The 25,161-nt window shown below is 71.8% G+C and carries 26 protein-coding genes; 11 read left to right on the top strand and 15 right to left on the bottom strand.

From position 1 onward, the window contains the following. The first annotated feature begins 48 nt into the window (after window positions 1–48). Window positions 49–834 carry a hypothetical protein gene (locus tag ACGF3I_RS28540; RefSeq protein ID WP_393136909.1) on the top strand — a complete coding sequence of 262 codons (786 nt, stop codon included), beginning with the start codon at window positions 49–51 and terminating at the stop codon, window positions 832–834. Window positions 835–1,091: 257 nt separating this feature from the next. Here the strand turns inward: ACGF3I_RS28540 and ACGF3I_RS28535 are convergent, their stop codons facing one another. From ACGF3I_RS28535 to ACGF3I_RS28525, 3 genes are all read right to left on the bottom strand, one after another. Beyond that, window positions 1,092–1,334 carry a chaplin gene (locus ACGF3I_RS28535; RefSeq protein ID WP_393136907.1) on the bottom strand — a complete coding sequence of 81 codons (243 nt, stop codon included), beginning with the start codon at window positions 1,332–1,334 and terminating at the stop codon, window positions 1,092–1,094. Between the two features lie 170 nt (window positions 1,335–1,504). Then, window positions 1,505–2,155 (bottom strand): response regulator, encoded by a 651-nt coding sequence (locus tag ACGF3I_RS28530; RefSeq protein WP_393136905.1) that lies wholly within the window; start codon window positions 2,153–2,155, stop codon window positions 1,505–1,507. Continuing rightward, on the bottom strand, window positions 2,148–3,326 hold the full coding sequence (locus tag ACGF3I_RS28525; protein ID WP_393136903.1) for a GAF domain-containing sensor histidine kinase: 1,179 nt from the start codon (window positions 3,324–3,326) through the stop codon (window positions 2,148–2,150). The genes ACGF3I_RS28530 and ACGF3I_RS28525 overlap by 8 nt, the downstream gene beginning before the upstream one ends. 193 nt (window positions 3,327–3,519) lie before the next feature. Between ACGF3I_RS28525 and ACGF3I_RS28520 the strand changes: the two genes are divergently transcribed. From ACGF3I_RS28520 to ACGF3I_RS28510, 3 genes are all read left to right on the top strand, one after another. Then, entirely contained in the window at window positions 3,520–4,314 is a 795-nt protein-coding gene (locus tag ACGF3I_RS28520; RefSeq protein WP_393136901.1) for an SDR family NAD(P)-dependent oxidoreductase, read from the top strand. Continuing rightward, complete coding sequence (locus tag ACGF3I_RS28515; RefSeq protein ID WP_393136899.1) at window positions 4,311–5,390, top strand: S-adenosylmethionine:tRNA ribosyltransferase-isomerase; 1,080 nt, start codon at window positions 4,311–4,313, stop codon at window positions 5,388–5,390. Before ACGF3I_RS28520 ends, ACGF3I_RS28515 begins: the two co-directional genes overlap by 4 nt. A 269-nt stretch (window positions 5,391–5,659) precedes the next feature. Beyond that, window positions 5,660–6,331 carry a transglycosylase SLT domain-containing protein gene (locus tag ACGF3I_RS28510; RefSeq protein ID WP_393136897.1) on the top strand — a complete coding sequence of 224 codons (672 nt, stop codon included), beginning with the start codon at window positions 5,660–5,662 and terminating at the stop codon, window positions 6,329–6,331. Window positions 6,332–6,446: 115 nt separating this feature from the next. On the opposite strand, the gene ACGF3I_RS28505 is transcribed toward ACGF3I_RS28510, so the two are convergent. After that, window positions 6,447–8,957, bottom strand: coding sequence for an FHA domain-containing protein (locus tag ACGF3I_RS28505; RefSeq protein ID WP_393136894.1), 2,511 nt, complete (start codon window positions 8,955–8,957; stop codon window positions 6,447–6,449). 448 nt (window positions 8,958–9,405) lie between these two features. Between ACGF3I_RS28505 and serB the strand changes: the two genes are divergently transcribed. Next, window positions 9,406–10,647 carry a phosphoserine phosphatase SerB gene (gene serB / locus ACGF3I_RS28500; RefSeq protein ID WP_393136892.1) on the top strand — a complete coding sequence of 414 codons (1,242 nt, stop codon included), beginning with the start codon at window positions 9,406–9,408 and terminating at the stop codon, window positions 10,645–10,647. An 82-nt stretch (window positions 10,648–10,729) separates the two neighbouring features. Here the strand turns inward: serB and ACGF3I_RS28495 are convergent, their stop codons facing one another. From ACGF3I_RS28495 to ACGF3I_RS28480, 4 genes are all read right to left on the bottom strand, one after another. Next, the gene (locus ACGF3I_RS28495; protein ID WP_393136890.1) at window positions 10,730–11,248 is read right to left on the bottom strand and encodes a SixA phosphatase family protein; all 519 of its coding nucleotides are present in this window, start codon (window positions 11,246–11,248) and stop codon (window positions 10,730–10,732) included. Between the two features lie 94 nt (window positions 11,249–11,342). Then, a complete protein-coding gene (locus tag ACGF3I_RS28490; protein ID WP_393136888.1) occupies window positions 11,343–11,549 on the bottom strand; it encodes a hypothetical protein in 207 nt (68 codons plus the stop codon). Window positions 11,550–11,716: 167 nt separating this feature from the next. Next, window positions 11,717–11,833, bottom strand: a complete 117-nt coding sequence (locus ACGF3I_RS28485; protein WP_261711291.1) for an SGM_5486 family transporter-associated protein — start codon at window positions 11,831–11,833, stop codon at window positions 11,717–11,719. A gap of 29 nt (window positions 11,834–11,862) precedes the next feature. Beyond that, complete coding sequence (locus tag ACGF3I_RS28480; protein ID WP_393136886.1) at window positions 11,863–13,158, bottom strand: CynX/NimT family MFS transporter; 1,296 nt, start codon at window positions 13,156–13,158, stop codon at window positions 11,863–11,865. Between the two features lie 122 nt (window positions 13,159–13,280). Between ACGF3I_RS28480 and ACGF3I_RS28475 the strand changes: the two genes are divergently transcribed. Beyond that, window positions 13,281–13,967 carry a FadR/GntR family transcriptional regulator gene (locus tag ACGF3I_RS28475; protein ID WP_393136884.1) on the top strand — a complete coding sequence of 229 codons (687 nt, stop codon included), beginning with the start codon at window positions 13,281–13,283 and terminating at the stop codon, window positions 13,965–13,967. 24 nt (window positions 13,968–13,991) lie between these two features. Here the strand turns inward: ACGF3I_RS28475 and ACGF3I_RS28470 are convergent, their stop codons facing one another. The 3 genes from ACGF3I_RS28470 to fabG form a co-directional block, all read right to left on the bottom strand. Continuing rightward, window positions 13,992–14,381 (bottom strand): hypothetical protein, encoded by a 390-nt coding sequence (locus ACGF3I_RS28470; RefSeq protein WP_393136882.1) that lies wholly within the window; start codon window positions 14,379–14,381, stop codon window positions 13,992–13,994. Window positions 14,382–14,525: 144 nt separating this feature from the next. Further along, window positions 14,526–15,293, bottom strand: a complete 768-nt coding sequence (gene fabI, locus ACGF3I_RS28465; RefSeq protein WP_393136880.1) for an enoyl-ACP reductase FabI — start codon at window positions 15,291–15,293, stop codon at window positions 14,526–14,528. 5 nt (window positions 15,294–15,298) lie between these two features. Further along, entirely contained in the window at window positions 15,299–16,018 is a 720-nt protein-coding gene (gene fabG / locus ACGF3I_RS28460; protein WP_393136878.1) for a 3-oxoacyl-[acyl-carrier-protein] reductase, read from the bottom strand. A 210-nt stretch (window positions 16,019–16,228) separates the two neighbouring features. Between fabG and ACGF3I_RS28455 the strand changes: the two genes are divergently transcribed. Genes ACGF3I_RS28455 through tyrS form a run of 3 tightly spaced genes read left to right on the top strand, consistent with a single transcriptional unit; the run spans window position 16,229 to window position 20,455 of the window. Beyond that, window positions 16,229–17,740, top strand: a complete 1,512-nt coding sequence (locus tag ACGF3I_RS28455) for a TldD/PmbA family protein (protein ID WP_393136932.1) — start codon at window positions 16,229–16,231, stop codon at window positions 17,738–17,740. Then, window positions 17,737–19,134 carry a metallopeptidase TldD-related protein gene (locus ACGF3I_RS28450; RefSeq protein ID WP_393136876.1) on the top strand — a complete coding sequence of 466 codons (1,398 nt, stop codon included), beginning with the start codon at window positions 17,737–17,739 and terminating at the stop codon, window positions 19,132–19,134. Before ACGF3I_RS28455 ends, ACGF3I_RS28450 begins: the two co-directional genes overlap by 4 nt. 52 nt (window positions 19,135–19,186) lie before the next feature. Then, complete coding sequence (gene tyrS / locus ACGF3I_RS28445) at window positions 19,187–20,455, top strand: tyrosine--tRNA ligase (RefSeq protein ID WP_393136874.1); 1,269 nt, start codon at window positions 19,187–19,189, stop codon at window positions 20,453–20,455. Window positions 20,456–20,511: 56 nt separating this feature from the next. On the opposite strand, the gene ACGF3I_RS28440 is transcribed toward tyrS, so the two are convergent. Then, on the bottom strand, window positions 20,512–20,787 hold the full coding sequence (locus ACGF3I_RS28440; protein WP_362723360.1) for a GlsB/YeaQ/YmgE family stress response membrane protein: 276 nt from the start codon (window positions 20,785–20,787) through the stop codon (window positions 20,512–20,514). A gap of 215 nt (window positions 20,788–21,002) precedes the next feature. Between ACGF3I_RS28440 and ACGF3I_RS28435 the strand changes: the two genes are divergently transcribed. Together ACGF3I_RS28435 and ACGF3I_RS28430 are read left to right on the top strand one after the other, a co-directional pair. Beyond that, window positions 21,003–21,377, top strand: coding sequence for a DUF3099 domain-containing protein (locus ACGF3I_RS28435; RefSeq protein WP_393136872.1), 375 nt, complete (start codon window positions 21,003–21,005; stop codon window positions 21,375–21,377). Between the two features lie 188 nt (window positions 21,378–21,565). Beyond that, window positions 21,566–21,823 (top strand): hypothetical protein, encoded by a 258-nt coding sequence (locus ACGF3I_RS28430; RefSeq protein WP_393136930.1) that lies wholly within the window; start codon window positions 21,566–21,568, stop codon window positions 21,821–21,823. On the opposite strand, the gene moaA is transcribed toward ACGF3I_RS28430, so the two are convergent. The 3 genes from moaA to ACGF3I_RS28415 all read right to left on the bottom strand — a co-directional run bounded on the left by moaA (window position 21,806) and on the right by ACGF3I_RS28415 (window position 24,985). Then, on the bottom strand, window positions 21,806–22,795 hold the full coding sequence (gene moaA, locus ACGF3I_RS28425; protein ID WP_393136869.1) for a GTP 3',8-cyclase MoaA: 990 nt from the start codon (window positions 22,793–22,795) through the stop codon (window positions 21,806–21,808). The genes ACGF3I_RS28430 and moaA overlap by 18 nt on opposite strands. 199 nt (window positions 22,796–22,994) lie before the next feature. Continuing rightward, on the bottom strand, window positions 22,995–24,623 hold the full coding sequence (locus ACGF3I_RS28420) for a cation acetate symporter (RefSeq protein WP_393136867.1): 1,629 nt from the start codon (window positions 24,621–24,623) through the stop codon (window positions 22,995–22,997). Next, window positions 24,620–24,985: a DUF485 domain-containing protein gene (locus ACGF3I_RS28415; RefSeq protein WP_393136865.1), complete on the bottom strand. Its 366-nt coding sequence runs from the start codon at window positions 24,983–24,985 to the stop codon at window positions 24,620–24,622. The genes ACGF3I_RS28420 and ACGF3I_RS28415 overlap by 4 nt, the downstream gene beginning before the upstream one ends. Between the last annotated feature and the right edge of the window lie 176 nt (window positions 24,986–25,161).

Below are 25,161 nucleotides of genomic sequence, written 5' to 3'. Positions count from 1 at the left end.
CGATCCCGCCTCTAGGTCCGGTCGTCCGGTTTCTCTAGGCTTGGGGCCATGTTCTCGGAACCACGTTCAGGTCGGCTGGCCGCTTGGGGAAATGCCCTGTTGGCCGGAAATGTCTCGCCGGACGACGCGGCGCTCGCCATCGTCGGGGACGATGCGGTGCACCGGGTGCGGGGGCTGCCCGGCGAGTCCGGTCCGGTGGGGCTGACGCTGGCGCTCGGGCGGCTGCGCGCGCTCGGGGTGACCGGCTGGCGGGTGGCGCTCCCGGCGGCCGGGCATCCGCTGGGGCTCAGCGGGCCGGCGGAGTTCAATGTGCGGGCGCTGGAGGCCGAGGAGGCCGTCGTCGGGTTCGGGGCGCCGTACGGGCTGGTCCCCGAGGTGTACGAGGCCGGGCCCGCGGGGGACGTGCACACCGAGGTGGTCTGGCACTGCCTGGCGGTGCGTGAGGCGCCGCCGGCGGACGTGCCCTCCCTCGGCGAGGCGGAGCGCGAACTCGCGGAGGCGCTGCGGGAGGCGACGGCCACGCTGACCCGGCTCGACGTGGCGGGCTCCGGTCCGGCGGCGTCGGCCGCGATCGACGCGTACCGGGCGCGGGCCGAGGGGCCCGACGAGGAGGTGCTGGCCCCGGGGTATCCGCCGCGCGCGGTACGGGTCCTCGAGCTGGCCCGGCGGGTGGGGCTGCTGGTGTCGCTGGCGTACGAGAGCGGGCACGGGGGTGCGGTGAGCGCCTCGGAGATCTCGGCTCGCCGGGAGGCGTTGCGGCCTGTGGAGCGGGTGGGGCGGCGGGCTCGGGTTGCCGCGTACAACGCGTTCGTGGAGCAGCGCGAGCTCGGCTGACTCCGGGGTGCCTGCGCCCCGGGGCCCCTCGGCTTCGCGCCGGGCGGGGTTGCGGGGTGGGCTCGGCTCGGGGGTTGGCCTTGCGCCCGGCCCGGGGGCTTGCGGGGTGGCCCCGGGCCGGGGTTTTGGGCTTGCGCCGGGGCGGGGTGGTTGCGCAGTTCCCCGCGCCCCTAGAACCGTCTTTCGGGCTCGCGTTGTGCGTGGTTGCTCGCGCAGTTCCTCGCGCCCCTAGAGCCGTGGGGGGTGAGGTGGGGGTGTCAGTGGTTGGTGGAAGTGTTGGCGAAGGCGGGGTTCAGGAGGCCGATCACGTTGACCGTGTTGCCCGTGGCGTTCACCGGGACGTGGACCGGGACCTGTACCAGGTTGCCGGAGACGGCGCCCGGGGAGTTGTGGGCGATGCCGTCGGCGTCGGCCCCGCCGTGGGCGGAGGCGGCGCCGGTCGCGGCGGCGAGGGCGCCGCCGACGAGCACGGTCACGGTGAGGGCCTTGTTGAGCTTCATGGTGTGCGTCCTCCTGATCGTCGCCGCGACGTCCGCCGCGGCATGCCATGGAGAACGCCGGCCCGCCCGCGGGGATGCGCCATGTGAGTGACATACACCCGACGGTATGAATCTCGTACCGGCCGTGACGGCTCGGCGGCGACCGCCCGGCGCGGGGCCGTTTTCGCCGGTCACCCCGGGTCCGCCACGCCGTGCCGTACGGCCCACAGCGCGGCCTGGGTGCGGTCGGCGAGGTCGAGCTTCATCAGGATGTTCGACACGTGGGTCTTCACGGTCTTCTCCGACAGGACGAGGTGGCGGGCGATCTCGCGGTTGGAGCGGCCGTCGGCGATGAGGGCGAGGACCTCCTTCTCCCGTTCGGTGAGCGTGGAGCCGCGCCCGGTGCCGGCGTGGCCCTCGTCCTGGCTGAGCAGCGCGCCCGCGACCTCGGGCTGGAGCAGGACGTGTCCGGCGTGCACCGAGCGGATGGCTCCGGCCAGCGCGTCCGGGTCGATGTCCTTGTAGACGTATCCGGCGGCGCCGGCCCGCAGCGCGGGGACCACGGTGCGCTGCTCGGTGAAGCTGGTGACGACCAGGACCCGCGCCGGGTGGGCGAGCTCGCGGAGTCTGCGCAGGGCCTCGATGCCGTCCATGCCGGGCATCTTCACGTCCATGAGGACCACGTCCGGGACGAGTTCCTGGGCGCGGGCGACGCCTTCGGCGCCGTCGGAGGCCTCCCCCACCACCTCTATGTCGTCCTGTACTTCGAGGAACGTGCGCAGCCCGCGCCGCACCACCTGGTGGTCGTCCACGAGCAGGACCCTGATCACCTTGTCAGCCACCGGGGACCTCCATCTCGATCGTGGCGCCCTTCCCGGGTGCCGAGTGCACGGTGAGCCTGCCGCCGACGCCGCCGGCCCGGTGGCGCATCGAGACCAGGCCGAGGTGGCGGCCGGCGCGGCGGACCAGGCTCGGCTCGAAGCCGCGGCCGTCGTCGCTGATCCGCAGGCGCGCGCCGTGGCCGGTGCGTTCGAGGACGACGTCGACCCGGGCCGCGCCGGAGTGGCGCAGTGCGTTGTGCAGGGCTTCCTGGGCGACGCGCAGCAGGGCCTCCTCCTGGGCGGGCGGCAGGGCCCGTACGCCCTGGTTGTCGAAGGTGACGCGGGCCGCGTGGGCCCGGTCGAGGACCTGGATCTGGGTGCGCAGGGTGTGCACGAGGCCGTCCTCCTCCAGGGCGGCAGGCCTCAACTCCACGACGGCGGCGCGCAGTTCGTCGGCGGCCTCGGCGGCCAGCGAGGCGACCTGCTGGAGCTCGCCCTTGGCACGGGCCGGGTCGCGGTCGACGAGGGCGGCCGCGGCCTGGGCGGTGAGGCGCAGCGAGAAGAGTTTCTGGCTGACCGCGTCGTGCAGCTCGTGGGCCAGGCGCGAGCGTTCCTCGGCGATGGTCAGTTCGCGGCTGCGTTCGTACAGGCGGGCGTTGGTGAGGGCGATCGCGGCGTGCTGGGCGAGCAGGCGCAGGAGTTCCTCGTCGTGGGCGGTGAAGCCGCAGCCGCCGTCGGGCTTGGGGCAGCGTTTGTTGGCGAGGAAGAGCGCGCCGAGCGTCTCGTCGCCGTCACGGATCGGCATGCCGAGGAAGTCGGACATGTCGGGGTGGGCGGCGGGCCAGCCCTCGAAGCGGGGGTCCTTGCGGACGTCGGCGAGGCGCTCGGCGCGCTCTTCGTGGAGCATCGCGGCGAGGATGCCGTGCTGGCGGGGCAGCGGGCCGATCGCGCGCCACTGCTCGTCGCTGACGCCGTCGACGACGAACTGGGCGAAGCCGCCGTGGTCGTCGGGGACGCCGAGCGCCGCGTATTCGGCGTCGAGGAGTTCGCGCGCGGACGCGGTGATCGTCTTGAGGACGTCGCCGACCTCCAGGTGCCGGCTCATGGCGAGCAGGGCGGTGCTCACGGCGGCCAGGCCCGCGCTCGGTGACGGGGTCTGACCTGCGGAGGCGGGGTCGGCGGGTCGGCTCATGGGGTCACCGTACCGGCGGGGGGTGACGGGCGGCCTCGGCCTGTGGACGGCGATCGCCTGCGGCGCAGGGCCTAGGTCGAAGTGCCCCGGGAGTGGGTCCGGCGTCCGAGGCGGGGGCCGGGTGCGGGGCGTCACTGTGAACGCATCGACGGGCGGTCCCGGGGCCGCCCGGTGGGCAGAGGGGTTGGACGTCATGCCGGTTGCGATCATCACGGGGGCTTCGAAGGGGCTGGGCCGGGCGCTGGCCGGGGCGCTGGCGCGGCGGGGCTGGGATCTCGTCCTGGACGCCAGGACCGCGTCCGTCCTTCAGGAGGCGGCGCGCTCGCTCGACGGGTACGGGACCCGGGTCGTGGCGCTGGCGGGGGACGTCACGGACGCGGGGCACCGGGCGGAGCTGGTGGCGGCGGCGCGGGAGCTCGGTTCGCTGGATCTGCTGGTGCACAACGCCTCCGCGCTCGGCGCCGAGCCGCTGGTGCGCCTGGAGGAGCTGGGGCTCGCGGGGCTGAGGGTGGCGCTGGAGACCAATGTGGTGGCGGCGCTCGGTCTGGTGCAGGAGGCGCTGGGTCTGCTGCGGGGCTCGCCCGTGGGGGCGGTGGTGGCGGTCACGTCGGACGCCGCGGTCGAGGCGTACGGGACGTGGGGCGGGTACGGGGCCTCGAAGGCGGCGCTGGACCAGCTGGCGGCGGTGCTGGCCGTGGAGGAGCCGGGGCTTCGGGTGTGGGCGGTGGATCCGGGCGACCTGCGGACCGATCTGTACGCGGCGGCGGTGCCGCAGGACGACGGGGCGGACCGGCCGGAGCCCGCGTCGGTGGTGCCGGGCTTCCTGCGGCTCCTGGAGGAGCGGCCGGCGAGCGGGCGCTACGAAGCCCCCTCGCTCGCGCGCGGGCCCGGCGGGGGTGTGGTGTGGGGCGGTCTCGGCGGGGCGGCCGGGCCGGACGGCCTGGCGGCGGCGGCCCCCGCGGACGGTGCGGGGAGGCCGGGGCGGTGACGGCGCCGATCGTGGTGCGGGTGCCGCCGGAGCTGTTCGCCTCGGTGCCGGCGGAGGTGCGCGGGCGGGGCCGTGACGATGTGCGGCTGATGGTGTCGCGGGGGACGGCGGTGACCCATCACGCGTTCGGTGAGCTGGCCGGGCAGCTGCGCGCCGGTGACGTCCTGGTGGTCAACACCTCGGCGACGCTCGCCGCGGCGGTGGACGCCTTCGTGGCGGGGCGCCCGGTGGTGGTGCACTTCTCGACGCCGGGTCCGGACGGGCGCTGGGCGGGGGAGCTGCGGGCGCCTGCCGCGTCGGGCAGCACCGAGCGCCGCCGCGGGGACCGGGCGGGGGCGGTGGTGGCGCTGCCCGGGGGCGGGCGGCTGGTCCTCGACGAGGCGCTGAGTCCGGACCGGTTGTGGTGGGCGCGGACGGAGGGGGTCGCGGTGCCGGAGCTGATGCGCCGGTACGGGCGGCCGATCCGGTACTCCTACACCGAGCGGGACCAGCCGCTGTCCGCGTACCAGACGGTGTTCGCGCTGCCGGACGCCGGCGGTCTCGGCTCGGCGGAGATGCCGAGCGCGGCGCGGCCGTTCACGGCGGGCCTGGTGGCGGAGCTGGTGCGGCGGGGCGTGGGGTTCGCGCCGGTGACGCTGCATACGGGGGTGGCGTCGGCGGAGGCGCACGAGCCGCCGTATCCGGAGCGGTTCGAGGTGGCGGGGGCGACGGCGCGGCTGGTGAACGCGGCGCGGGCGGGGGGCGGGCGGATCGTGGCGGTGGGGACGACGGCGGTGCGCGCCCTGGAGTCGGCGGCGGGTGCGGACGGGGTGGTGCGCGCGGCTGCGGGCTTCACGGATCTGGTGGTGACGCCGCGGCGCGGGGTGCGGGTGGTGGACGGGCTGCTCACCGGGCTGCACGAGCCGGAGGCCTCCCATCTGCTGATGCTGGAGGCGATCGCGGGCCGCGCGGCGCTGGCCGTCGCCTACGACCAGGCGCTGAGCCGGCTCTACCTGTGGCACGAGTTCGGCGACGTGCACCTCATCCTTCCGGAGGAGAACCCTCACCGTGTGCATTGCTCCAGCAACGTTTGGTGAGACTGTTACCCGCCCGATGTGAGCCCGCGCATAGGACGCACATCACTTACGAAGCCGGCTAGTGGACAAATAAAGGCGGTGTGAGCCGGTCCGGAGTGGGTATGAGGCGCGCTTTGCCGATCCCTGATCCACTACCCGGCTTCGTATGTAGCACCTTTGCCACGAGATTTTGCGGCCGCTAACAATGGCTCCCGTCGCACAGCGCTGCGGCTCCACGCCGCGGCGCTTCGGTGCGCCGTCCCCCGTCATTCGGAAGAGGTCCAACCGCCATGCCCGAGTCCAGCAACCCTGGTCACAGTCGTCTGAACCAGACGCACAAGATCTCGATTGCCGGTGTCGCCGCACTCGGCGCCGCCGCGCTCGCCCTCACGGTTCTTCCCGGCACGGGCACGTCGGGCGACGCCGTGGCCGCCGAGCCGGCCGCCTTCTCGGCGACCGTCGCCAGCACCAAGACGGTCTCGGAGAACGTCTCCAAGCAGCGGGTGACCGCGGACAAGCAGGCCCAGGTCGCCGCCAAGGCGAAGGCCGCCGCGGACGCCAAGGCGAAGGCCGAGGCCGAGGCGAAGAAGCGTGACGCGGCCGCCGCCGCGAGCCGCTCCGCCGCCCGCAAGCCGGTCTACGCCAACAACCTCGACGGCTGGATCCGCCAGTCCCTCGACATCATGAAGAGCAAGGGCATCCCCGGCAGCTACGAGGGCCTGCACCGCAACATCATGCGCGAGTCGACCGGCAACCCGATGGCCATCAACGGCTGGGACATCAACGCCATCAACGGCATTCCGTCCAAGGGTCTGCTCCAGGTCATCCAGCCGACGTTCAACGCCTACCACGTGGCCGGCACGTCGTGGAACATCTACGACCCGGTCGCCAACATCACGGCCGCCGCCAACTACGCGGCCGACAAGTACGGCTCGATGGACAACGTCAACAGCGCCTACTGACGGGTGGGACGTACCACCGAAGCGACGCCGAAGGGCGGCACCCCGTGCGGGGTGCCGCCCTTCGGCGTCGCGTGTGCGCGGTCACCCGCGCACGGCGCTCACTCGTGCACGACGCTCACTTGCGCATGACCTCGGGCTCGTGGCGGCGCAGCAGCCGTGCCACGAAGAAGCCGAGGACGACACCGATGAACAGCAGCACCGAGATGTCGATGAACCACTGGGCGGCGTCGTGCTTCCACAGCGGGTCGAGGTTGGTCGGGTCGCTCTGATCCATCGGCCCCATCAGGTGCGAGAGGTCGAGCGTGGTGCCGGCGCCCGCGATGGCCCAGCGCGAGGGCATCAGCCAGGCGAACTGCTCCAGGCCGGGCGAGTCGTAGACCTTGAACAGGATGCCGGTGAAGACGACCTGGACGATGGCGAACATGACCAGGAGCGGCATGGTCTTCTCGGAGGTCTTCACCAGCGAGGAGATGATCAGGCCGAACATCATCGAGGTGAAGCCGAGCGCGATCACGACCAGGCACATCTCGACCGCGGGCGGCATCACCAGGCCCTCGGCGGGCAGCTTGCGGGTCGAGAAGCCGATCAGGCACAGGATCACGCCCTGGAAGGCGGTGATCACGCCGAGCACCAGGATCTTGGACATCAGGTAGGCCGAGCGGGACAGGCCGGTGGCCCGTTCCCGTTCGTAGATGACCCGTTCCTTGATCAGTTCTCGTACGGAGTTGGCGGCGCCGGAGAAGCACATGCCGACCGCGAGGATCAACATGATCGTTCCGGCGTCGCCGTTGAACCGGGACGGCGGGGTCGGCGGCCCGAGTCCGAACTTCGCCGGGATGACCACGCTGACCGAGCCGATCACGGCCGGCAGGGCCACGGACAGGGCGAGGAAGCCCTTGTCGGAGGCGATGACGGAGACGTAGCGGCGCATCAGCGTCCACAGCTGGGAGGCCCAGCCCTGGGGCTTCGGCGGCTTCATCGCCTGGGCGGGCGGCATCTGCACCGACTGCGGGGCGACGGCGTCGATGTCCGCGGCGTACATCTGGTAGTGCTGCGAGCCCTTCCAGCGGCCCGCCCAGTCGTAGTCGCGGTAGCTCTCGAAGGCGGAGAAGACGTCGGCCCAGGTGCTGTAGCCGAAGAAGTTCAGGGCCTCCTCGGGCGGGCCGAAGTAGGCCACCGAGCCGCCGGGCGCCATCACGAGGAGCTTGTCGCAGATGGCCAGCTCGGCCACCGAGTGGGTGACGACCAGGACGGTGCGACCGTCGTCGGCGAGGCCGCGCAGCAGCTGCATGACGTCGCGGTCCATGCCCGGGTCCAGACCGGAGGTGGGCTCGTCGAGGAAGATCAGCGACGGCTTGGTGAGGAGTTCCAGGGCCACCGAGACGCGCTTGCGCTGGCCACCGGAGAGGGAGGTGACCTTCTTCTCCTTGTGGATGTCCAGCTTGAGCTCGCGCAGCACCTCGTCGATGCGCTGCTGGCGCTCGTTCTCGGTGGTGTCGGCGGGGAAGCGCAGCTTGGCCGCGTACTTCAGCGCCTTCTTGACGGTCAGCTCCTTGTGCAGGATGTCGTCCTGCGGGACCAGACCGATGCGCTGGCGCAGTTCGGCGAACTGCTTGTACAGGTTCCGGTTGTCGTAGAGGACGTCGCCCTTGTTGGCGGGCCGGTAGCCGGTGAGCGCCTTGAGCAGGGTGGACTTTCCGGAACCGGAGGGGCCGATGACCGCGATGAGGGACTTCTCGGGGACGCCGAAGGAGACGTCCTTCAGGATGTCCTTGCCGCCGTCCACCGTGACGGTGAGGTGGCGGGCGGAGAAGGAGACGTCACCGGTGTCGACGAACTCTTCGAGCCGGTCGCCGACGATGCGGAACGTCGAGTGGCCGACGCCGACGATGTCCTGCGGGCCGAGCAGGACGCTGCCGCTCTTGGCGATCGGCTGGCCGTTGACGTAGGTGCCGTTGTGCGAGCCGAGGTCGCGGATCTCCATCCGGCCGTCGGGCGTCGCGTGGAACTCGGCGTGGTGGCGCGAGACCTGGAGGTCGGAGACGACCAGCTCGTTCTCGAGCGCACGGCCGATGCGCATGACGCGGCCGAGGGCGACCTGGTGGAACGTGGTCGGGCTGCGGTCGCCGTAGGCGGGCGGGCTCCCGGCGGGACCGCCCTGCTGCGGGAACTGCGGCGGCTGGGGCTGCTGCGCCTGCTGCCACTGCTGCTGCGGGACCTGCGCCTGCTGCGGCGGCTGGGCCCAGCCGCCCTGCTGGGGCGGGGCCTGCTGCGGTTGAGGGTGGACAGGGGCCTGGGCCTGCTGGGCCGCGGGCTGCGCGTAGGCGGCGGCCGCGGCACCGGACAGATTCAGCCGCGGACCGTCGGTCGCGTTGCCGAGGTGGACCGCGGAGCCGGGCCCGATGTCCATCTGATGGATCCGCTGGCCCTGGACATAGGTGCCGTTGGTCGAACCGTGGTCCTCGATGACCCAACTGCGGCCGCTCCAGCTGATCGTGGCGTGCCGCCACGACACTCTGGCGTCGTCGACCACCAGGTCACCCTGCGGGTTCCGGCCGAGGGTGTACGACCTGGACGGATCGAGCGTCCAGGTGCTGCCATTCAATTCCAGTACGAGTTCCGGCACTCCAGCCCCACTTGTCGTCCCCCGAAAAGACCTCCGCACCGGAGGCCTGTGACTCCCGACACAGGGAGTCTAGGGATGGTGAACATCGTGGGGAACTATTTCAGGCCCGGGCTCGTATCCGAAACCCGGGCCTGGCGAATTGGCTGCACAGTCCGTGCACAGTACGGTCCCGTTCCTGCAACAGGCCCTCGGAGACCGCCCGTTGAGGGGGGTCAAACACTCCTTGAGCGTAATGAGCACCCGCGAATACGCATGGATCATGACGCCTGCCCACTAATGCGGGGTGTTGGTTCAAAAAGGCCCAGATACTCGAAAAGGGGCGAGTCGACCCGTATCCCGGGGCCGCCGCCGAGCAGCCCGACGTACCCGGCGGGGGGCGCCGCGGGCGTGTCCGCAGGGCGGGACGGCGTGCCGGGGGGCGGCGCCGGGCGGATACGGTGGGAGCACCATGACGCCATCGCCCCTGCCCCCCGCCGGCCAGAACTCCGACGCCGGTCAGAGCTCTGACGTACCGACCCTCCTCGTCAAGATCTTCGGCAAGGACCGGCCCGGCATCACCGCCGGGCTCTTCGACACCCTCGCCGCCTACTCCGTCGATGTCGTGGACATCGAACAGGTCGTCTCGCGTGGCCGCCTCGTGCTGTGCGCGCTGGTCACCGAACCCACCGTGGCCTCGCAGGGCGAGCTGCGCGCCACCGTGCACAGCTGGGCCGAGTCGCTCCGGCTGGAGGCCGAGATCATCTCGGGCACCGGTGACAACAGGCCGCGCGGGAGCGGCCGTTCGCACGTCACCGTCCTCGGACACCCGCTGACCGCCGAGGCCACGGCGGCCATAGCGGCCCGTATCGCCGGCACCGGCGGCAACATCGACCGTATCTTCCGGCTCGCCAAGTACCCGGTGACCGCCGTGGAGTTCGCGGTGTCCGGTGTCGAGACCGCGCCGCTGCGCACCGCCCTGGCCGTCGAGGCCAAGGCGCGCGGGGTGGACGTGGCCGTCGTCTCGGCGGGGCTGCACCGGCGGGCCCAGCGCCTCGTCGTGATGGACGTGGACTCCACGCTGATCCAGGACGAGGTGATCGAGCTCTTCGCCGCGCACGCCGGCTGCGAGGACGAGGTCGCCGAGGTGACGGCCCGCGCGATGCGCGGCGAGCTGGACTTCGAGCAGTCCCTGCACGCCCGGGTGGCGCTGCTGCGGGGCCTGGACGCCTCGGTGGTGGACAAGGTGCGGGCCGAGGTGCGGCTCACTCCGGGGGCCCGCACCCTCATCCGTACGCTCAAGGCGCTCGGCTATCAAGTGGGCGTCGTATCGGGCGGGTTCACCCAGGTCACCGATGACCTCAAGGAGCGGCTCGGGCTCGACTTCGCCTCGGCCAACACCCTGGAGATCGAGGACGGGCGGCTCACCGGCCGGGTCACGGGGGACATCGTCGACCGGGCCGGCAAGGCGCGGCTGCTGCGCCGGTTCGCCGAGGAGGCGGGGGTGCCGCTGGCGCAGACCGTGGCGATCGGCGACGGCGCCAACGACCTCGACATGCTGAACGCGGCGGGCCTCGGGGTGGCCTTCAACGCCAAGCCGGTGGTGCGCGAGGCCGCGCACACGGCGGTGAACGTGCCGTTCCTCGACACCGTCCTGTATCTGCTCGGCATCACCCGCGAGGAGGTCGAGGCGGCCGACGGCCTGCTCGACTGATCCGCGTCCCCTGTGCGATCGGGGCCCCGGCGCGCTCGTCGCGCCGGGGCCCCGCCGTGTGCCGTGGAGGGGCCGGGCGCGGTCAGTGGTGCGGGGTCCAGAAGTCGGTGAGGGTGGCGGCGCCGTGTTCCACGGACTTCCACGGGCCGTCGAAGGTGAGCACGGCGATCGCGCAGGTCGGGAAGCCGCTGCGGTTCATCCGCGCCAGGGCGTCGCCCTCGGCGCCGCCGGCGAGCGCGTCGGCCATCGCGTGCATGCCGGGGTTGTGGCCGATGAGCAGCAGGTCCGCGACGTCGTCGGGCGTCTCGTTGACGAGCGCGATCAGCTCGCCGAGCGAGGCCTCGTACATCCGCTCCTCGTACACCGTCCGCGGCCGGTGCGGCAGTTCCTGGACGGCGAGCTTCCAGGTCTCGCGGGTGCGTACGGCGCTGGAGCACAGGGCCAGGCCCAGGTCGAAGCCGGATGCGGCGAGCCGGCGGCCGGCCTCGGGGGCTTCGGCCCGGCCGCGTTCGGCGAGCGGCCGGTCGTGGTCGGACACCTGGGGCCAGTCGGCTTTCGCGTGCCTCAGAAGGACGATCCTGTGCGGTGTGTCGACGCTCATACGACCCAGCTTCGCATGGATCGCGCCATCGGGCGCAGGGTGTTGGAGGGCTCGTCCGGGGGCGTGGGGGCCGGGCCGCACGCGGCGCGCGCGGTCAGCGCGAGAGGCTCTGCTGGAGGCGCTCGACGAGGTGGGAGACGGTGCCGTCGCCGGAGACGGCGTGGGCGTCACCGGAGCCGATGACGAGGGCCAGGAGCACGAAGAAGGCGACGGCCGGCAGCAGGACGGCCCACCACGGCAGCTTGAAGTCGACGCCACCGGCGGCCGGTTGGGGGGACCTCGGGTGGGTGTGGGCCGGCATGACCGCCTCCGTGTGCGTCGTGGGTTCTTGTTCCGCGCCGGACCGGGCGTCCTTGGCGGTACCTCACAACGTAGTGACGCGGCGGGCCCCGTCCCATCCGGTGACCCACCCACTCGACCCTGACCCTGGCCCCCTAGGGGATGGGGGGGCTAGCACCACCATGGCGGTCAGGGCGAGGCGAGCGTCGCGATGACGGCGACGACGACCGTGACGGCGAGCATCGCGCCGAGCACGAGCAGGAGCTTCTTGTGGCTGTTCTGCGGGTTGGGTTCGAGCACTGGCATGCGGCCAGTGTCGCATCCCGGTCCGGCCGTCAGCGCCGGGCCCCGGCCTCGTCCTCGATCGTGCGGTCGCGTCCGGCCAGGACGCCCACGACGATCTGCGGCACCATGAGGGCCGCCATCAGCGCGATGGGCAGGTCCCAGCCGCCGCTGCGGTCGTGCAGCACGCCGACCAGGAGCGGGCCGGGGATGGAGAGCAGATAGCCGACGCACTGGGCGAAGGCCGACAGGCGCACCACGCCCGCGTGGGTGCGGGAGCGCTTGCTGATCATCGTCAGGGCCAGCGGGAAGGCGCAGTTGGAGATGCCGAGCAGCAGCGCCCAGGCCCAGGCGCCGGAGGCGGGGGCGAGGTAGAGACCGGCGTACCCGGCCAGGCCGCAGGCGCCGAGCACCACGACGATGGGGCCCTGGCTGCGCAGCCGGTTGACCAGCCACGGGATCACGAAGCCGAGCGGTACGCCCATGACCATGGTGATCGACAGCAGCAGCCCCGCGGTGCCGGCCGAGACGCCCGCGTCGCGGAAGATCGTCGGCATCCAGCCCATGGTGATGTACGCGCCGGTGGCCTGGAGTCCGAAGAAGCAGGCCAGCGCCCAGGCGGTGCCGCTGCGGGTGATGCGCAGGGCGGGCGCCGTCTCGTCGGCGGCGGCGACGGCCGGCCGGGCGCTGCCCGAGCGGTCGCGCGCCAGCGGGATCCAGACGGCCACGGCGAGGACCGCGAGCAGCGCCCAGATGCCGAGGCCCTGGCGCCAGCTGCCGCCGAGCGCGTCGGTGAGCGGCACGGTGGTGACCGCGGCGAGCGAGGTGCCCGCGGCGAGCGCCATCGAGTAGAGGCCGGTCATGGAGCCGACCCGGTCGGGGAAGTAGCGCTTGACGATGACGGGCATCAGCACGTTGCTCAGGGCTATGCCCATCAGGGCGAGGGCGCTGGCCGCGAGGAAGGAGACGGTGCCGCCCGCGAAGGGGCGCAGGAGCAGGCCCGCGGTGATGGCGGCCATGCCGGCGAGGACGACGGCGCCGGGGCCGAAGCGGCGGGCCAGGCGGGGCGCCATGATGCCGAACACGGCGAAGCAGAACGCCGGCACCGAGGTGAGGACGCCCGCGATGCCGCCGCTCATGTGCAGTCCGCCGGTGACCTCCTTCATCAGCGAGCCGAGGCTGGTGATGGCGGGGCGCAGGTTGACGGCGGCGAGCACCAGCGCGAGCGGTACGAGCCAGCGCGTCCACGCGGGCACCCCGCCCGGGGCAACTGGGGCCGCGGGGGTCTGTCGGGGCCCGGTCGTGTCGGCGGGCGCGGGGCTCAGTGTGGTGGTCTCTTCGTTGGGCATGGTGCCATCATAGAATCATGGGATGATTGGTTGTCCAATCGATTGCCTACGCTCTTCACGGCCCGGCGCCTCCCGTCGCGGCCTCCCGACCCTCACCCGACCCCCTTCCGGACTGGAGCACCATGACGCTGAGCACTCCCCGGCGGTCCGCCCTCGCCGATCAGGTGATCGCGCAGCTGCGCAATCAGATCACCTCGGGCGAATGGCCGGTGGGCACGCGCATCCCGACCGAGCCCGAGCTGGTCGAGCAGCTCGGGGTGGCGCGCAACACCGTGCGCGAGGCGGTCCGCGCCCTCGCGCACAACGGCCTGCTCGACATCCGCCAGGGCTCGGGCACCTATGTGGTGGCGACCAGCGAGCTGGCCGGGGTGATGCAGCGCAGGTTCGCCGCCGCGGACCCGCGCCATGTGGCCGAGCTGCGCTCCACCCTGGAGTCCTCGGCGGCCAGGCTCGCCGCCGAGCGGCGTACCGAGCGCGAGCTGAAGCAGCTGGACGTCCTGCTCGCGCGGCGCGAGGAGGCGTGGGCGGCCGGTGACCGCGAGGCATTCATCTCGGCGGACGCCACGCTCCACCTCGCCGTGGTCGCCGCCTCGCACAACGACGTCCTCACCGAGCTGTACGCCGACCTCGGCCATCTGCTGCGGGACTGGCTGCGCGACGACGTGGCGCTCGACATGACGCCCGAACACCACATGGACCACGGCCGGATGGTCGACGCGATCAGGACCGGCGACGCGCAGACCGCCGCCGCCGAGGCCGCGGCCCACGCCTTCATCTGCCTGCCGGAGCGCCTTGAGGGCCGCGCCTGAGCGGGCCCCGGCCCGGGGGCGGGCTCACACCGCCTTCTGGTGGCTGACCCACACCGTGCGCACGTCCTGCCAGCACCGGTCGGTGAGCCGTACGGTCTGCCCGGGCCCCACCTCCACCGGCAGCGCGTCCGCGTCCAGGTCCCACCACATCGCGCAGTCGGTGTGCAGCCGCACCCGGTCGGCGTCCGGGTAGGGGTTGTGGCAGTACGCGGTGACGCGCGAGCCCTGGACGTAGGTGCGGCAGGCGGCGCCGAACGGCTCGGGGCGCGCGGCCGGGGGCGGCGCGTCGGGGGCGGGGGCGGCGCGCACCACGGAGGGGGCGCCGAGGCCGGCCGCGACGGTGAGCACGAGGAGAAGCAGGGCCAGGGGGCGCGGGACCCGTACCCGTGGGGCCCGCGGACGCGTGAGGCGCACGCCCCCACCTCCTCCCCGGCCGACCGTCCGACATGTCCGTCCCGATCAGTCTGCGGGCAAGTCGCGCCGCACGCACGGCGGCCGCCCACCGGAAGGCTCCGGCGGGCGGCCGCTGTTCGTGCTGTCCGTACGTCCTGCCGAAGGTCAGGCACCCACGGCGTGCAGACCGCCGTCGACGTGGATGATCTCGCCCGTGGTCTTCGGGAACCAGTCCGAGAGCAGGGCGACGACGCCCTTGCCGGCCGGCTCGGGGTCGGCCATGTTCCACTCCATCGGGGAGCGGTGGTTCCACACGTCCGCGAGCTCGGAGAAGCCCGGGATGGACTTGGCGGCCATGGAGCCGATCGGGCCCGCCGAGATCAGGTTGCAGCGGATGTCGTCCTTGCCGAGGTCCCGGGCCATGTAGCGCGAGGTGGCCTCGAGCGCGGCCTTGGCCGGGCCCATCCAGTCGTACTGCGGCCAGGCGAACTGCGCGTCGAAGGTGAGGCCGACGACGGCGCTGCCCGGGGTGAGCAGCTCGCGCAGCGCCATGGTGAGCGACTTCAGCGAGAACGCCGAGACGTGCATGGCGGTGGCGACCGACTCGAACGGCGTGTTGAGGAAGTTGCCGCCGAGCGCGTCCTGCGGGGCGAAGCCGATCGAGTGGACGATGCCGTCCAGCCCGCCGAGTTCGTCCTTGACCAGTCCGGCGACCCGGTCCAGGTGCTCCTGGTTGGTGACGTCGAGCTCGATGACCTTGGCGGGCCTGGGGAGCTTCTTGGCGATGCGCTCGGTCAGGGTCGGACGCGGGAAGGCGGTCAGGATGACCTCGGCCCCCTGCTCCTGCGCCAGCTTCGCGGCGTGGAAGGCGATGGAGGACTCCATCAGCACACCGGTGATCAGGATGCGCTTGCCCTCGAGAATTCCGCTCATGGTGATCAGTGACCCATGCCCAATCCGCCGTCAACCGGGATGACGGCTCCAGTGATGTACGAGGCGTCGTCGGAGGCGAGGAACGTCACCGCGGCGGCGATCTCCTCGGGCTGCGCGTAGCGGCCGAGCGGCACCTGGGACACGATGCCCGCGCGCTGCTCCTCGGTGAGCACCTTGGTCATGTCGGTGTCGACGAAACCGGGTGCGACGACATTGAACGTGATGTTCCGGGAACCGAGTTCACGGGCGAGCGACCGGGCGAAGCCGACGAGACCCGCCTTGGAGGCGGCGTAGTTGGCCTGGCCGGCCGACCCGAGCAGTCCGACCACCGAGGAGATCAGCACCACGCGGCCCTTCTTGGCCCGCAGCATGGCGCGGTTGGCGCGCTTGACCACCCGGAAGGTGCCGGTGAGGTTGGTGTCGAGGACGGAGGTGAAGTCGTCCTCGGTCATGCGCATCAGGAGCTGGTCCCTGGTGATGCCGGCGTTGGCGACCAGGACCTCGACGGGACCGTGCTTGTCCTCGATCTCCTTGTAGGCCTGCTCCACCTGCTCGGTGTCGGTGATGTCGCACTTGACGGCCAGACAGCCCCTTTCGGTCAGGGCGGCCGGCGGTTCTCCGGAGCGGTACGTGATCGCGACCTTGTCGCCGCTGTCGGCAAAAGCGCGGGCGATGGCGAGGCCGATGCCCCGGTTACCTCCGGTGACGAGAACCGAGCGGCTCAACGGATCACCCTTTCGATAGGCGGATTCGTACTCCACGCAAACTATCGGTCCCGCCCGACTTACGAGGAATCGAGCCCTGACAGTGGCGTGGAACGAGTGCTGTCGGGTCCCTACAGAAAGACGTAGTCAGAGGCCCTCGCGGCGCGACATGATCGGGGGCGACCGGTCCGTACGACAGGGGAGAGCGCTGTGCCAGCTGGGACCCATTCCATCGACGAAGCCTTCACGGCGCTGCCCCTGCGGGCACTCGCCGACGCGGCGCTCGCGCGCGCCCGCGCGCTGGGCGCCGTCCACGCCGACTTCCGCTTCGAGCGGGTGCGCGGCGCCGCGCTGCGGCTGCGGGACGCCCGGCCCGCCGGATCCTCCGACACCACCGACCTCGGCTACGCGGTGCGCGTGGTGCACGGCGGGGCGTGGGGGTTCGCCTCCGGCGTGGACCTCACGATGGACGCGGCCGCCAAGGTCGCCTCGCGCGCGGTGGCCATGGCCAAACTGTCCGCGCAGGTCATCGCGGCTGCCGGGTCCGACGAGAGGGTCGAGCTCGCGGACGAGCCGGTGCACTCGGAGAAGACGTGGGTCTCGTCCTACGAGGTCGATCCGTTCTCGGTGCCGGACGAGGACAAGAGCGCGCTGCTCGCCGACTGGAGCGCGCGGCTGCTCGGCGCGCCCGGGGTCGAGCACGTGGACGCGTCCCTGCTCACGGTGCACGAGAACAAGTTCTACGCGGACACGGCGGGCACCGTGACCACCCAGCAGCGGGTGCGGCTGCACCCCCAGCTCACCGCCATCGCGGTGGACCGCACCACCGGCGAGTTCGACTCGATGCGCACCATCGCGCCGCCGGCCGGACGCGGCTGGGAGTACCTGACCGGCACCGGCTGGGACTGGGACGCGGAACTGGAGGAGATCCCTTCGCTTCTGGCCGAGAAGATGCGGGCGCCGAGCGTCGAGGGCGGGCTCTACGACCTGGTGGTGGACCCGTCCAACCTGTGGCTGACCATCCACGAGTCGATCGGCCACGCCACCGAACTGGACCGGGCGCTCGGCTACGAGGCGGCGTACGCGGGCACCTCGTTCGCCACCTTCGACCAGCTCGGCACGCTGGCGTACGGCTCGCAGGTCATGAACGTGACCGGCGACCGCACCGCCGAGCACGGGCTCGCCACCATCGGCTACGACGACGAGGGCGTCGCGGCGCAGTCCTGGGACCTGGTGCGCGACGGCACTCTCGTCGGCTATCAACTCGACCGCCGCATCGCGAAGTTGACGGGCCTCGGCCGCTCCAACGGCTGTGCCTTCGCCGACTCCCCCGGGCACGTCCCGGTGCAGCGGATGGCGAACGTCTCGCTCCAGCCGGACCCGGGCGGGCTCTCCACACAGGACCTGATCGGCGGGGTGGAGCGCGGCATCTACGTGGTCGGCGACCGCTCGTGGTCGATCGACATGCAGCGCTACAACTTCCAGTTCACCGGTCAGCGCTTCTTCCGCATCGAGAACGGCCGGCTCGCCGGCCAGCTGCGCGACGTGGCCTACCAGGCCACCACCACCGACTTCTGGGGCTCCATGGAGAAGGTCGGCGGCCCCCAGACCTATGTCCTGGGCGGCGCCTTCAACTGCGGCAAGGCCCAGCCGGGCCAGATCGCCGCCGTCTCCCACGGCTGCCCCTCCGCCCTGTTCCGGGGCGTCAACATCCTGAACACCACCCAGGAGGCCGGGCGATGAGCTCGCGTACGACCGTCAAGCCGCACGAGATCGTCGAGCGGGCCCTCGATCTGTCCACCGCCGACGGCTGCGTCGTCATCGCCGACGAGCACTCCTCGGCGAACCTGCGCTGGGCCGGCAACGCGCTGACCACCAACGGCGTCACACGCGGGCGCACCCTGACCGTGATCGCGACGGTGGACGGATCCGAGGGCACCGCCTCCGGCGTGGTGTCCCGTTCGGCGGTGACCGCCGACGACCTGGAGCCGCTGGTGCGCGCCGCCGAGGCGGCCGCGCGCGCCGCCGGGCCCGCCGAGGACGCCCGGCCGCTGGTCGGCGCGGCCCCGGCGTCGGCCGATTTCACGGACGCCCCGGCCGAAACGACCTCCGCGGTGTTCACCGACTTCGCGCCCGCCCTCGGCGAGGCCTTCGCCCGGGCCAGGGCGGGCGGCCGCGAGCTGTACGGGTTCGCCCACCACGAGCTGACCTCCACCTATCTGGGCACGTCCACGGGCCTGCGGCTGCGCCACGACCAGCCCACCGGCACCCTGGAGCTCAACGCCAAGTCCCCGGACCGCACCCGTTCGGCGTGGGCGGGGCGGGCGACCGCGGACTTCAAGGACGTCGATCCCGGCGCCCTGGACGAGGAGCTGGCCCGCCGGCTGGGCTGGGCCGAGCGCCGCGTCGAGCTGCCGGCCGGGCGGTACGAGACGCTGCTGCCGCCGACGGCCGTGGCCGACCTGCTGATCTACCAGATCTGGTCGGCGGCGGCCCGGGACGCCGCGGAGGGCCGGACGGTGTTCTCGAAGCAGGGCGGCGGCACCCGCGTCGGCGAGACGCTCTCGCCGCTCCCGCTGACCCTGCGCAGCGATCCGAACGAGCCGGGCCTCGAATACGCGCCGTTCCTGGTGGCGCACTCCTCGGGCGACAGCCAGTCGGTGTTCGACAACGGCCTCCCGCTGACCGCGACCGACTGGATCCGCGGGGGCCGCCTGGAGAACCTGGTCACCACCCGGCACAGCGCCGACCTGACCGGCCTGCCGCTCGCGCCCTCGGCCGGCAACCTGATCCTGGACGGCGGCGGCGAGCACACCCTGGACGAGATGGTCGCCGCCACCGGACGGGGCCTGCTGGTGACGTGCCTGTGGTACATCCGCGAGGTGGACCCGGCGACGCTGCTGCTGACCGGACTGACCCGGGACGGGGTCTACCTCGTCGAGGACGGCGAGGTGGTCGGCGAGGTGAACAACTTCCGGTTCAACGAGTCGCCGGTGGACCTGCTGTCGCGGGCCACCGAGGCGGGGCGCACCGGCCGGACGCTGCCCCGCGAGTGGAACGACTACTTCACCCGTACCGCGATGCCCGCCCTGCGCATCCCCGACTTCAACATGAGCTCGGTCAGCCGGGGCGTGTGACCCCCCTAGACTGGCCTCTTCCACCCCCATCACCACGAGGAGACCCACCACCGTGACGGACATCGTCGACGAGCTGAAGTGGCGCGGGCTGTTCTCGCTGTCCACCGACGAGGACGCCCTGCGCAAGGCTCTCGCGGACGGTCCCGTCACGTTCTATTGCGGCTTCGACCCGACCGCGGCCAGTCTGCACGTCGGCCACCTGGTGCAGGTCCTCACCGTCCGCAGGCTCCAGCAGGCCGGGCACCGGCCGCTGGCGCTCGTGGGCGGGGCGACCGGCCAGATCGGTGACCCGCGGCCGACGGCCGAGCGCACCCTGAACGACCCGGAGACGGTCGCGAACTGGGTGAACCGGCTGCGCGCCCAGATCGAGCCGTTCCTGTCCTTCGAGGGCGAGAACGCGGCCGTGATGGTCAACAACCTGGACTGGACCGCGGGCATGTCCGCGATCGAGTTCCTGCGCGACATCGGCAAGCACTTCCGGGTCAACAAGATGCTCACCAAGGACTCGGTGGCCCGCCGCCTGGAGTCCGAACAGGGCATCAGCTACACGGAGTTCAGCTACCAGCTGCTCCAGGGCATGGACTTCCTGGAGCTGTACCGGCGCTACGGCTGCACCCTCCAGCAGGGCGGCAGCGACCAGTGGGGCAACCTGACGGCCGGGCTCGACCTGATCCACCGCCTGGAGCCGGACGCCCAGGTGCACTGCCTGGCGACACCGCTGATGGTCAAGGCGGACGGCACCAAGTTCGGCAAGACCGAGGGCGGCGCCGTCTGGCTCGACCCGCAGATGACCACGCCGTACGCGTTCTACCAGTTCTGGCTGAACGTGGACGACCGGGACATCTCCACGTACCTGCGCATCCTCTCCTTCAAGTCCCGCGAGGAGCTGGAGGAGATCGAGAAGCTCACCGAGGAGCGTCCGCAGGCGCGCACCGCGCAGCGGGCCCTCGCCGAGGAGCTCACCACCCTGGTCCACGGCGCCGACCAGTGCGCGGCCGTCATCGCCGCGTCCAAGGCGCTGTTCGGCCAGGGCGAGCTGGCGGATCTCGACGAGGCGACGCTGGCCGCCGCCCTGTCCGAGCTGCCGAACGCGAAGGTGTCCGAGCTCGGCCCGGTCACCGACCTGTTCGCCGAGGTGGGTCTGGTGGCCAGCAGGTCGGCGGCCCGGCGCACCGTGAAGGAGGGCGGCGCCTACGTGAACAACGTGAAGGTGACGGCCGAGGACGCGGTCGCCACGGCCGAGGAGCTTCTGCACGGGCGCTGGCTGGTGCTGCGCCGCGGCAAGAAGAACCTGGCGGCGGTCGAGCTGGTCGCCGGCTGAGGCGCGGGCACGCGAAAGGGGCGGTTCCCTCGCGGAACCGCCCCTTTCGTGTGCCGTCAGGCTCTCTGCTTGTTGCCCCGCACCGCCATGTAGAGCATGTCGCCGAGGAAGACGATCACGACGGCGGCCGCGATCTGGAGGCCGTGCCGGCCCCAGTCGATGCCCTTGGTCTCGGCGATGCCGATGGCGCGGGCGATCGAGTTGCCGACGATGCCGCCGATGATGCCGAAGATGGTGGTCAGCCAGAGCGGACTGTGCTGCTTGCCGGGAATGATCGCCTTGGCGATGAGACCGAGCACGAATCCCACGATGATGGCCCACAACCAGCCCATGGCTGCCTCCTAAGTACGGCTCGACGTGAGCAGGTCCCGCCAGTGTCAGCCCGTACTCGGTACGGCGCATGTCGGATACGCCCGTACGGGGCCGGTACCACCCCGTCCGCCCGGCTCGCACCCGCCCCGGTCTCGATCGCGGCGCGGCGCGGGCGTACGGTGAGAGCAGTCCGGGCCGGGGAGGGCCCGCTGTGGAATTCGGGTGGTGGAGCGTGATGCGGAAGCAGAGCAGCGGCCAGGTCTTCCGGATCACCGGGGCCCGCCGGTCGCTCGACGAGGACGTCCGCGGCCGGCAGCGCCGCTACGTGATCTCGATGTCGATCCGTACCCTCTCGGTGGTGCTGACGGCGGTGCTGTGGAACGTCGAGCGGCCCGTCGCCGTGGTGACGCTCGCTCTGGGCGCCCTGCTGCCGTACGTGGCGGTCGTGATCGCCAACGCGGGCCGGGAGAACGTCACTTCGCTGCCGTCGACCTTCATTCCGCCGCCCGTCCGGCCGGCGCTGGGGGCGGCTCCGGCGGGCGGCCCCGCGCCGTCGGCCCCGGGTGCCGCGGCCGGCGACCCGCAGGGGCGTTCACGCGATCACGGCTGATCCGTCACCGTCCGCGAAGCTCAGGAAAACCTCAGATCAATCATGAAGTTCCGGTGCACCACACCGGGTCCCCCATGACATACTTCGTAGGCGCTCCGCATCCCCCGTCGGAGCGACGGACCGACGCCGGGCAGCTCCCCCCGTGGCTGCTCGGCGTCGCCTTTTTCCCGGGGCCGCGCGGCGGCCGGATGGCGCACAATGTCTCTGTGAGTGACGAGACGAGCGCCGAGACCCCCTGCTGTTCCGCCAAGGGCTGCCGCACCGATGCCGTGTGGGTGCTGGCGTGGAACAACCCGAAGCTGCACACCCCCGAGCGCCGCAAGACGTGGCTCGCCTGTGCGGAGCACCGGGAGCACCTGTCCCAATTCCTGGGCGTACGCGGCTTCTTGAAGGACGTGGTGACGCTCGCCGAGTGGGAGTCGGCCGGGTCAGCCGCCGATCGCTGACATCGGGCGGTCGGGCTGGAGGAACGAGGGGTCGTCCAGACCGGAACCGGCCTTCTTGCCCCACATGGCCAGCTTCCACAGCCGGGCGACCTCCTCGTCGCCCGCGTCCGAGCGCAGCGCGGCGCGCAGGTCGGACTCCTCGCGGGCGAACAGGCAGGTGCGCACCTGGCCGTCGGCGGTGAGCCGGGTGCGGTCGCAGGCCCGGCAGAAGGGGCGGGTCACCGAGGCGATGACGCCGACGGTGTGCGGGCCGCCGTCGACCACCCAGCGCTCGGCGGGCGCGGAGCCCCGCTCGTCGTCGCCCTCCGGGGTGAGGGTGAAGCGGGTGCGCAGGGACTCCAGGATGTCACCGGCGGTGATCATGCCGTCGCGCTTCCAGCCGTGCTGGGCGTCGAGCGGCATCTGCTCGATGAAGCGGAGCTCGTAGTCGTGCTCGACGGCCCAGGCCAGCAGGTCGGGCGCCTCGTCGTCGTTGAGGCCCGGCATCAGGACGGCGTTGACCTTGACCGGGGTGAGCCCCGCGTCCCGGGCGGCGCGCATGCCCTCGATGACGTCGTGGTGGCGGTCGCGGCGGGTCAGTGTCTTGAACACCTCGGGCCGCAGGGTGTCGAGCGAGACGTTGACGCGGTCGAGCCCGGCCGCCTTCAGGGCGGCGGCGGTGCGCTTGAGTCCGATGCCGTTGGTGGTGATCGACATCCGGGGGCGCGGTTCGAGGGCGGCGCAGCGCTCGACGATCCCGACCAGGCCGGGACGGAGCAGCGGCTCGCCGCCGGTGAAGCGGACCTCGGTGATGCCGAGGTCGGTGACGGCGATGCGGATGAGCCGGACGATCTCGTCGTCGGTCAGCAGATCGGGCTTGGCCAGCCACTGCAGGCCTTCTTCGGGCATGCAGTACGTGCACCGCAGATTGCACCGGTCGGTGAGCGAGACGCGCAGGTCGGTGGCCACCCGGCCGTAGGTGTCGATGAGCACTTGTGGGCCCCCTCCCCTGTCCGTCGAGGTTCGGCCGCGGTCCGTGCGGAGGGCTGCCGGATGTGTATGCACCCGAGCCTACGCGAGACGTGCGGCAACCGGAGGGGCCGATTGTCACGAGGTGCGGCGAGGCCGTGTCGTAGGGTCCTACGACACGGCCTCGGCCACGGGCCGTGCGGACGCACGGCCGGCGGGCGGCTCAGTGGGCGCCGACGCCGGTCAGGGACTTGACCTCCAGCTCGGCGTACTTGCCGGAGTCAGGCTCCTCCTTGGAGAGCAGCGAGCCGATCCAGCCGAGCAGGAAGCCGAGCGGGATCGAGATGAGGCCCGGGTTCTCCAGCGGGAACCAGTGGAAGTCGACGCCCTTGAACATCGAGGTCTTCGGGTTGCCGGAGACGACGGGTGAGAACAGGACGAGGAACACCGAGCTGAACAGGCCGCCGTAGATCGACCACAGGGCGCCCTGGGTGGTGAAGCGCTTCCAGAACAGGCTGTAGAGGATGGTCGGCAGGTTCGCGGAGGCGGCCACCGCGAAGGCGAGCGCGACCAGACCGGCCACGTTCATGTCGCGGGCGAAGGCCCCCAGCAGGATCGCGACGGCGCCGATGAAGACGGTGGCCCAGCGGGCGGCCCGCATCTCCTCCTTCTCGGTCGCCTTCCCCTTGCGGATGACGTTGGCGTAGATGTCGTGCGCGAACGAGGACGACGAGGCGAGGGTGAGGCCGGCGACGACGGCGAGGATGGTCGCGAAGGCGACCGCGGAGATCACCGCGAGCAGGGTCGCGCCGCCGGTGGTGCCGACGCCGCCGCCCAGGTACTCGGCGAGCTGCGGGGCCGCGGTGTTGCCGGCCGGGTTCTGCGCCTTGATGGCGGCCGGGCCCACCAGGGCCGCCGCGCCGAAGCCGAGCGCGATGGTCATCAGGTAGAAGGCGCCGATGATGCCGATCGCCCAGTTCACCGACTTACGGGCGGCCTTGGCGGTGGGCACCGTGTAGAAGCGGATCAGGATGTGCGGCAGGCCGGCGGTGCCGAGCACCAGGGCGATGCCGAGCGAGAGGAAGTCCAGCTTGGAGGTGCCGCTGACGCCGTACTTGAGTCCCGGCTCCAGGAACGCCGCGCCCTTGCCGCTCTTCTCGGCGGCGCTGCCGAGCAGGTCGGAGACGTTGAAGTGGAACTTGAGCAGCACCAGGAAGGTCATGAGGACGGCGCCCGCGATGAGCAGGACCGCCTTGACCATCTGCACCCAGGTGGTGCCCTTCATGCCGCCGATGGTGACGTACACGATCATCAGGACGCCGACGAGGGCGACGATGAGGATCTTGCCGGCGTCGGTGGTGATGCCGAGCAGCAGCGAGACGAGGACGCCGGCGCCGGCCATCTGCGCGAGCAGGTAGAAGATCGAGACGACGATGGTGGAGGCGCCGGCCGCGGTGCGCACCGGGCGCTGGCGCATCCGGTAGGCCAGCACGTCGCCCATCGTGTAGCGGCCGGAGTTGCGCAGCGGCTCGGCGACCAGGAGCAGGGCCACCAGCCAGGCGACGAGGAAGCCGATGGAGTACAGGAAGCCGTCGTAGCCGAACAGGGCGATGGCCCCGGCGATGCCCAGGAAGGACGCGGCGGACATGTAGTCGCCGGAGACCGCGAGGCCGTTCTGGAAGGCGGTGAACTGGCGCCCGCCGGCGTAGAAGTCGGAGGCGTTCCTGGTCTGGCGGCCGGCCCACACGGTGATGGCGAGCGTGGCGGCGACGAACACCGCGAACAGGGTGATGATCAGCGGCCGGTGCTCGGTGGTCGAGGAGGCGGCGAGCGGGATCAGGGCGTGGCTCATGCGTCGGCCTCCATGCGGTTCCTGATGGCCTCGGCCCGGGGGTCGAGCCTGGCCGCCGCGTGCCGTGCGTAGAACCAGGCGATGAGGAAGGTGGTGAGGAACTGGGCGAGGCCGAAGACGAAGGCCACGTTGATGTTGCCGATGACCTTGGTGCCCATGAAGCCGCCCGCGTAGCTGGACAGCAGCACGTACAGCAGGTACCAGACGATGAAGGCGATGGTCAGGGGGAACGCGAACGAGCGGTGGGCGCGGCGGAGTTCGCCGAATTCCGCGCTCTGCTGCTCCGCGACGAATGCCTCGGTACTGGGCTGGGCGGCTCGGGGGGCCGCCCCGGCTTCGGGCGGCGGCGCGTCGGTGGGCACGGAGTCTCCTCGCGGTGCTGGTGAAGCGGGCAGGGGAAATGCGGACATGGGGGTCCTTGGTCCGGGTCGGATGCGGTCCCCCTGACAACGGCACGGGGCGCGGGCCGTCTCGGTTCAGTCCGGCCGTTTTTTCTGTGTGGCGCATCCCCCGGGCGCCGGCGCGTCGTGTGCGGCTC

The sequence above is a fragment of the Streptomyces sp. NPDC048111 genome (assembly GCF_043202815.1).
In the GTDB taxonomy this organism is placed as follows: domain Bacteria; phylum Actinomycetota; class Actinomycetes; order Streptomycetales; family Streptomycetaceae; genus Streptomyces.
The sequence above is the reverse complement of the archived record's forward strand: the minus strand, read 5'-3'. Positions and strand labels throughout refer to the sequence as shown.

What these genes read in the sequence shown, in the direction of transcription:
- ACGF3I_RS28535 (WP_393136907.1), bottom strand. Translation starts at nt 1,334, where the DNA reads ATGAAGCTCAACAAGGCCCTCACCGTGACCGTGCTCGTCGGCGGCGCC.
- ACGF3I_RS28475 (WP_393136884.1), top strand. Translation starts at nt 13,281, where the DNA reads ATGACGCTGAGCACTCCCCGGCGGTCCGCCCTCGCCGATCAGGTGATC.
- ACGF3I_RS28440 (WP_362723360.1), bottom strand. Translation starts at nt 20,787, where the DNA reads ATGGGCTGGTTGTGGGCCATCATCGTGGGATTCGTGCTCGGTCTCATC.
- fabI (WP_393136880.1), bottom strand. Translation starts at nt 15,293, where the DNA reads ATGAGCGGAATTCTCGAGGGCAAGCGCATCCTGATCACCGGTGTGCTG.
- serB (WP_393136892.1), top strand. Translation starts at nt 9,406, where the DNA reads ATGACGCCATCGCCCCTGCCCCCCGCCGGCCAGAACTCCGACGCCGGT.
- ACGF3I_RS28520 (WP_393136901.1), top strand. Translation starts at nt 3,520, where the DNA reads ATGCCGGTTGCGATCATCACGGGGGCTTCGAAGGGGCTGGGCCGGGCG.
- ACGF3I_RS28485 (WP_261711291.1), bottom strand. Translation starts at nt 11,833, where the DNA reads ATGCCAGTGCTCGAACCCAACCCGCAGAACAGCCACAAGAAGCTCCTG.
- ACGF3I_RS28435 (WP_393136872.1), top strand. Translation starts at nt 21,003, where the DNA reads ATGCGGAAGCAGAGCAGCGGCCAGGTCTTCCGGATCACCGGGGCCCGC.
- ACGF3I_RS28495 (WP_393136890.1), bottom strand. Translation starts at nt 11,248, where the DNA reads ATGAGCGTCGACACACCGCACAGGATCGTCCTTCTGAGGCACGCGAAA.
- ACGF3I_RS28490 (WP_393136888.1), bottom strand. Translation starts at nt 11,549, where the DNA reads ATGCCGGCCCACACCCACCCGAGGTCCCCCCAACCGGCCGCCGGTGGC.
- ACGF3I_RS28510 (WP_393136897.1), top strand. Translation starts at nt 5,660, where the DNA reads ATGCCCGAGTCCAGCAACCCTGGTCACAGTCGTCTGAACCAGACGCAC.
- ACGF3I_RS28525 (WP_393136903.1), bottom strand. Translation starts at nt 3,326, where the DNA reads ATGAGCCGACCCGCCGACCCCGCCTCCGCAGGTCAGACCCCGTCACCG.
- ACGF3I_RS28540 (WP_393136909.1), top strand. Translation starts at nt 49, where the DNA reads ATGTTCTCGGAACCACGTTCAGGTCGGCTGGCCGCTTGGGGAAATGCC.
- ACGF3I_RS28430 (WP_393136930.1), top strand. Translation starts at nt 21,566, where the DNA reads ATGGCGCACAATGTCTCTGTGAGTGACGAGACGAGCGCCGAGACCCCC.
- ACGF3I_RS28450 (WP_393136876.1), top strand. Translation starts at nt 17,737, where the DNA reads ATGAGCTCGCGTACGACCGTCAAGCCGCACGAGATCGTCGAGCGGGCC.
- ACGF3I_RS28480 (WP_393136886.1), bottom strand. Translation starts at nt 13,158, where the DNA reads ATGCCCAACGAAGAGACCACCACACTGAGCCCCGCGCCCGCCGACACG.
- ACGF3I_RS28420 (WP_393136867.1), bottom strand. Translation starts at nt 24,623, where the DNA reads ATGAGCCACGCCCTGATCCCGCTCGCCGCCTCCTCGACCACCGAGCAC.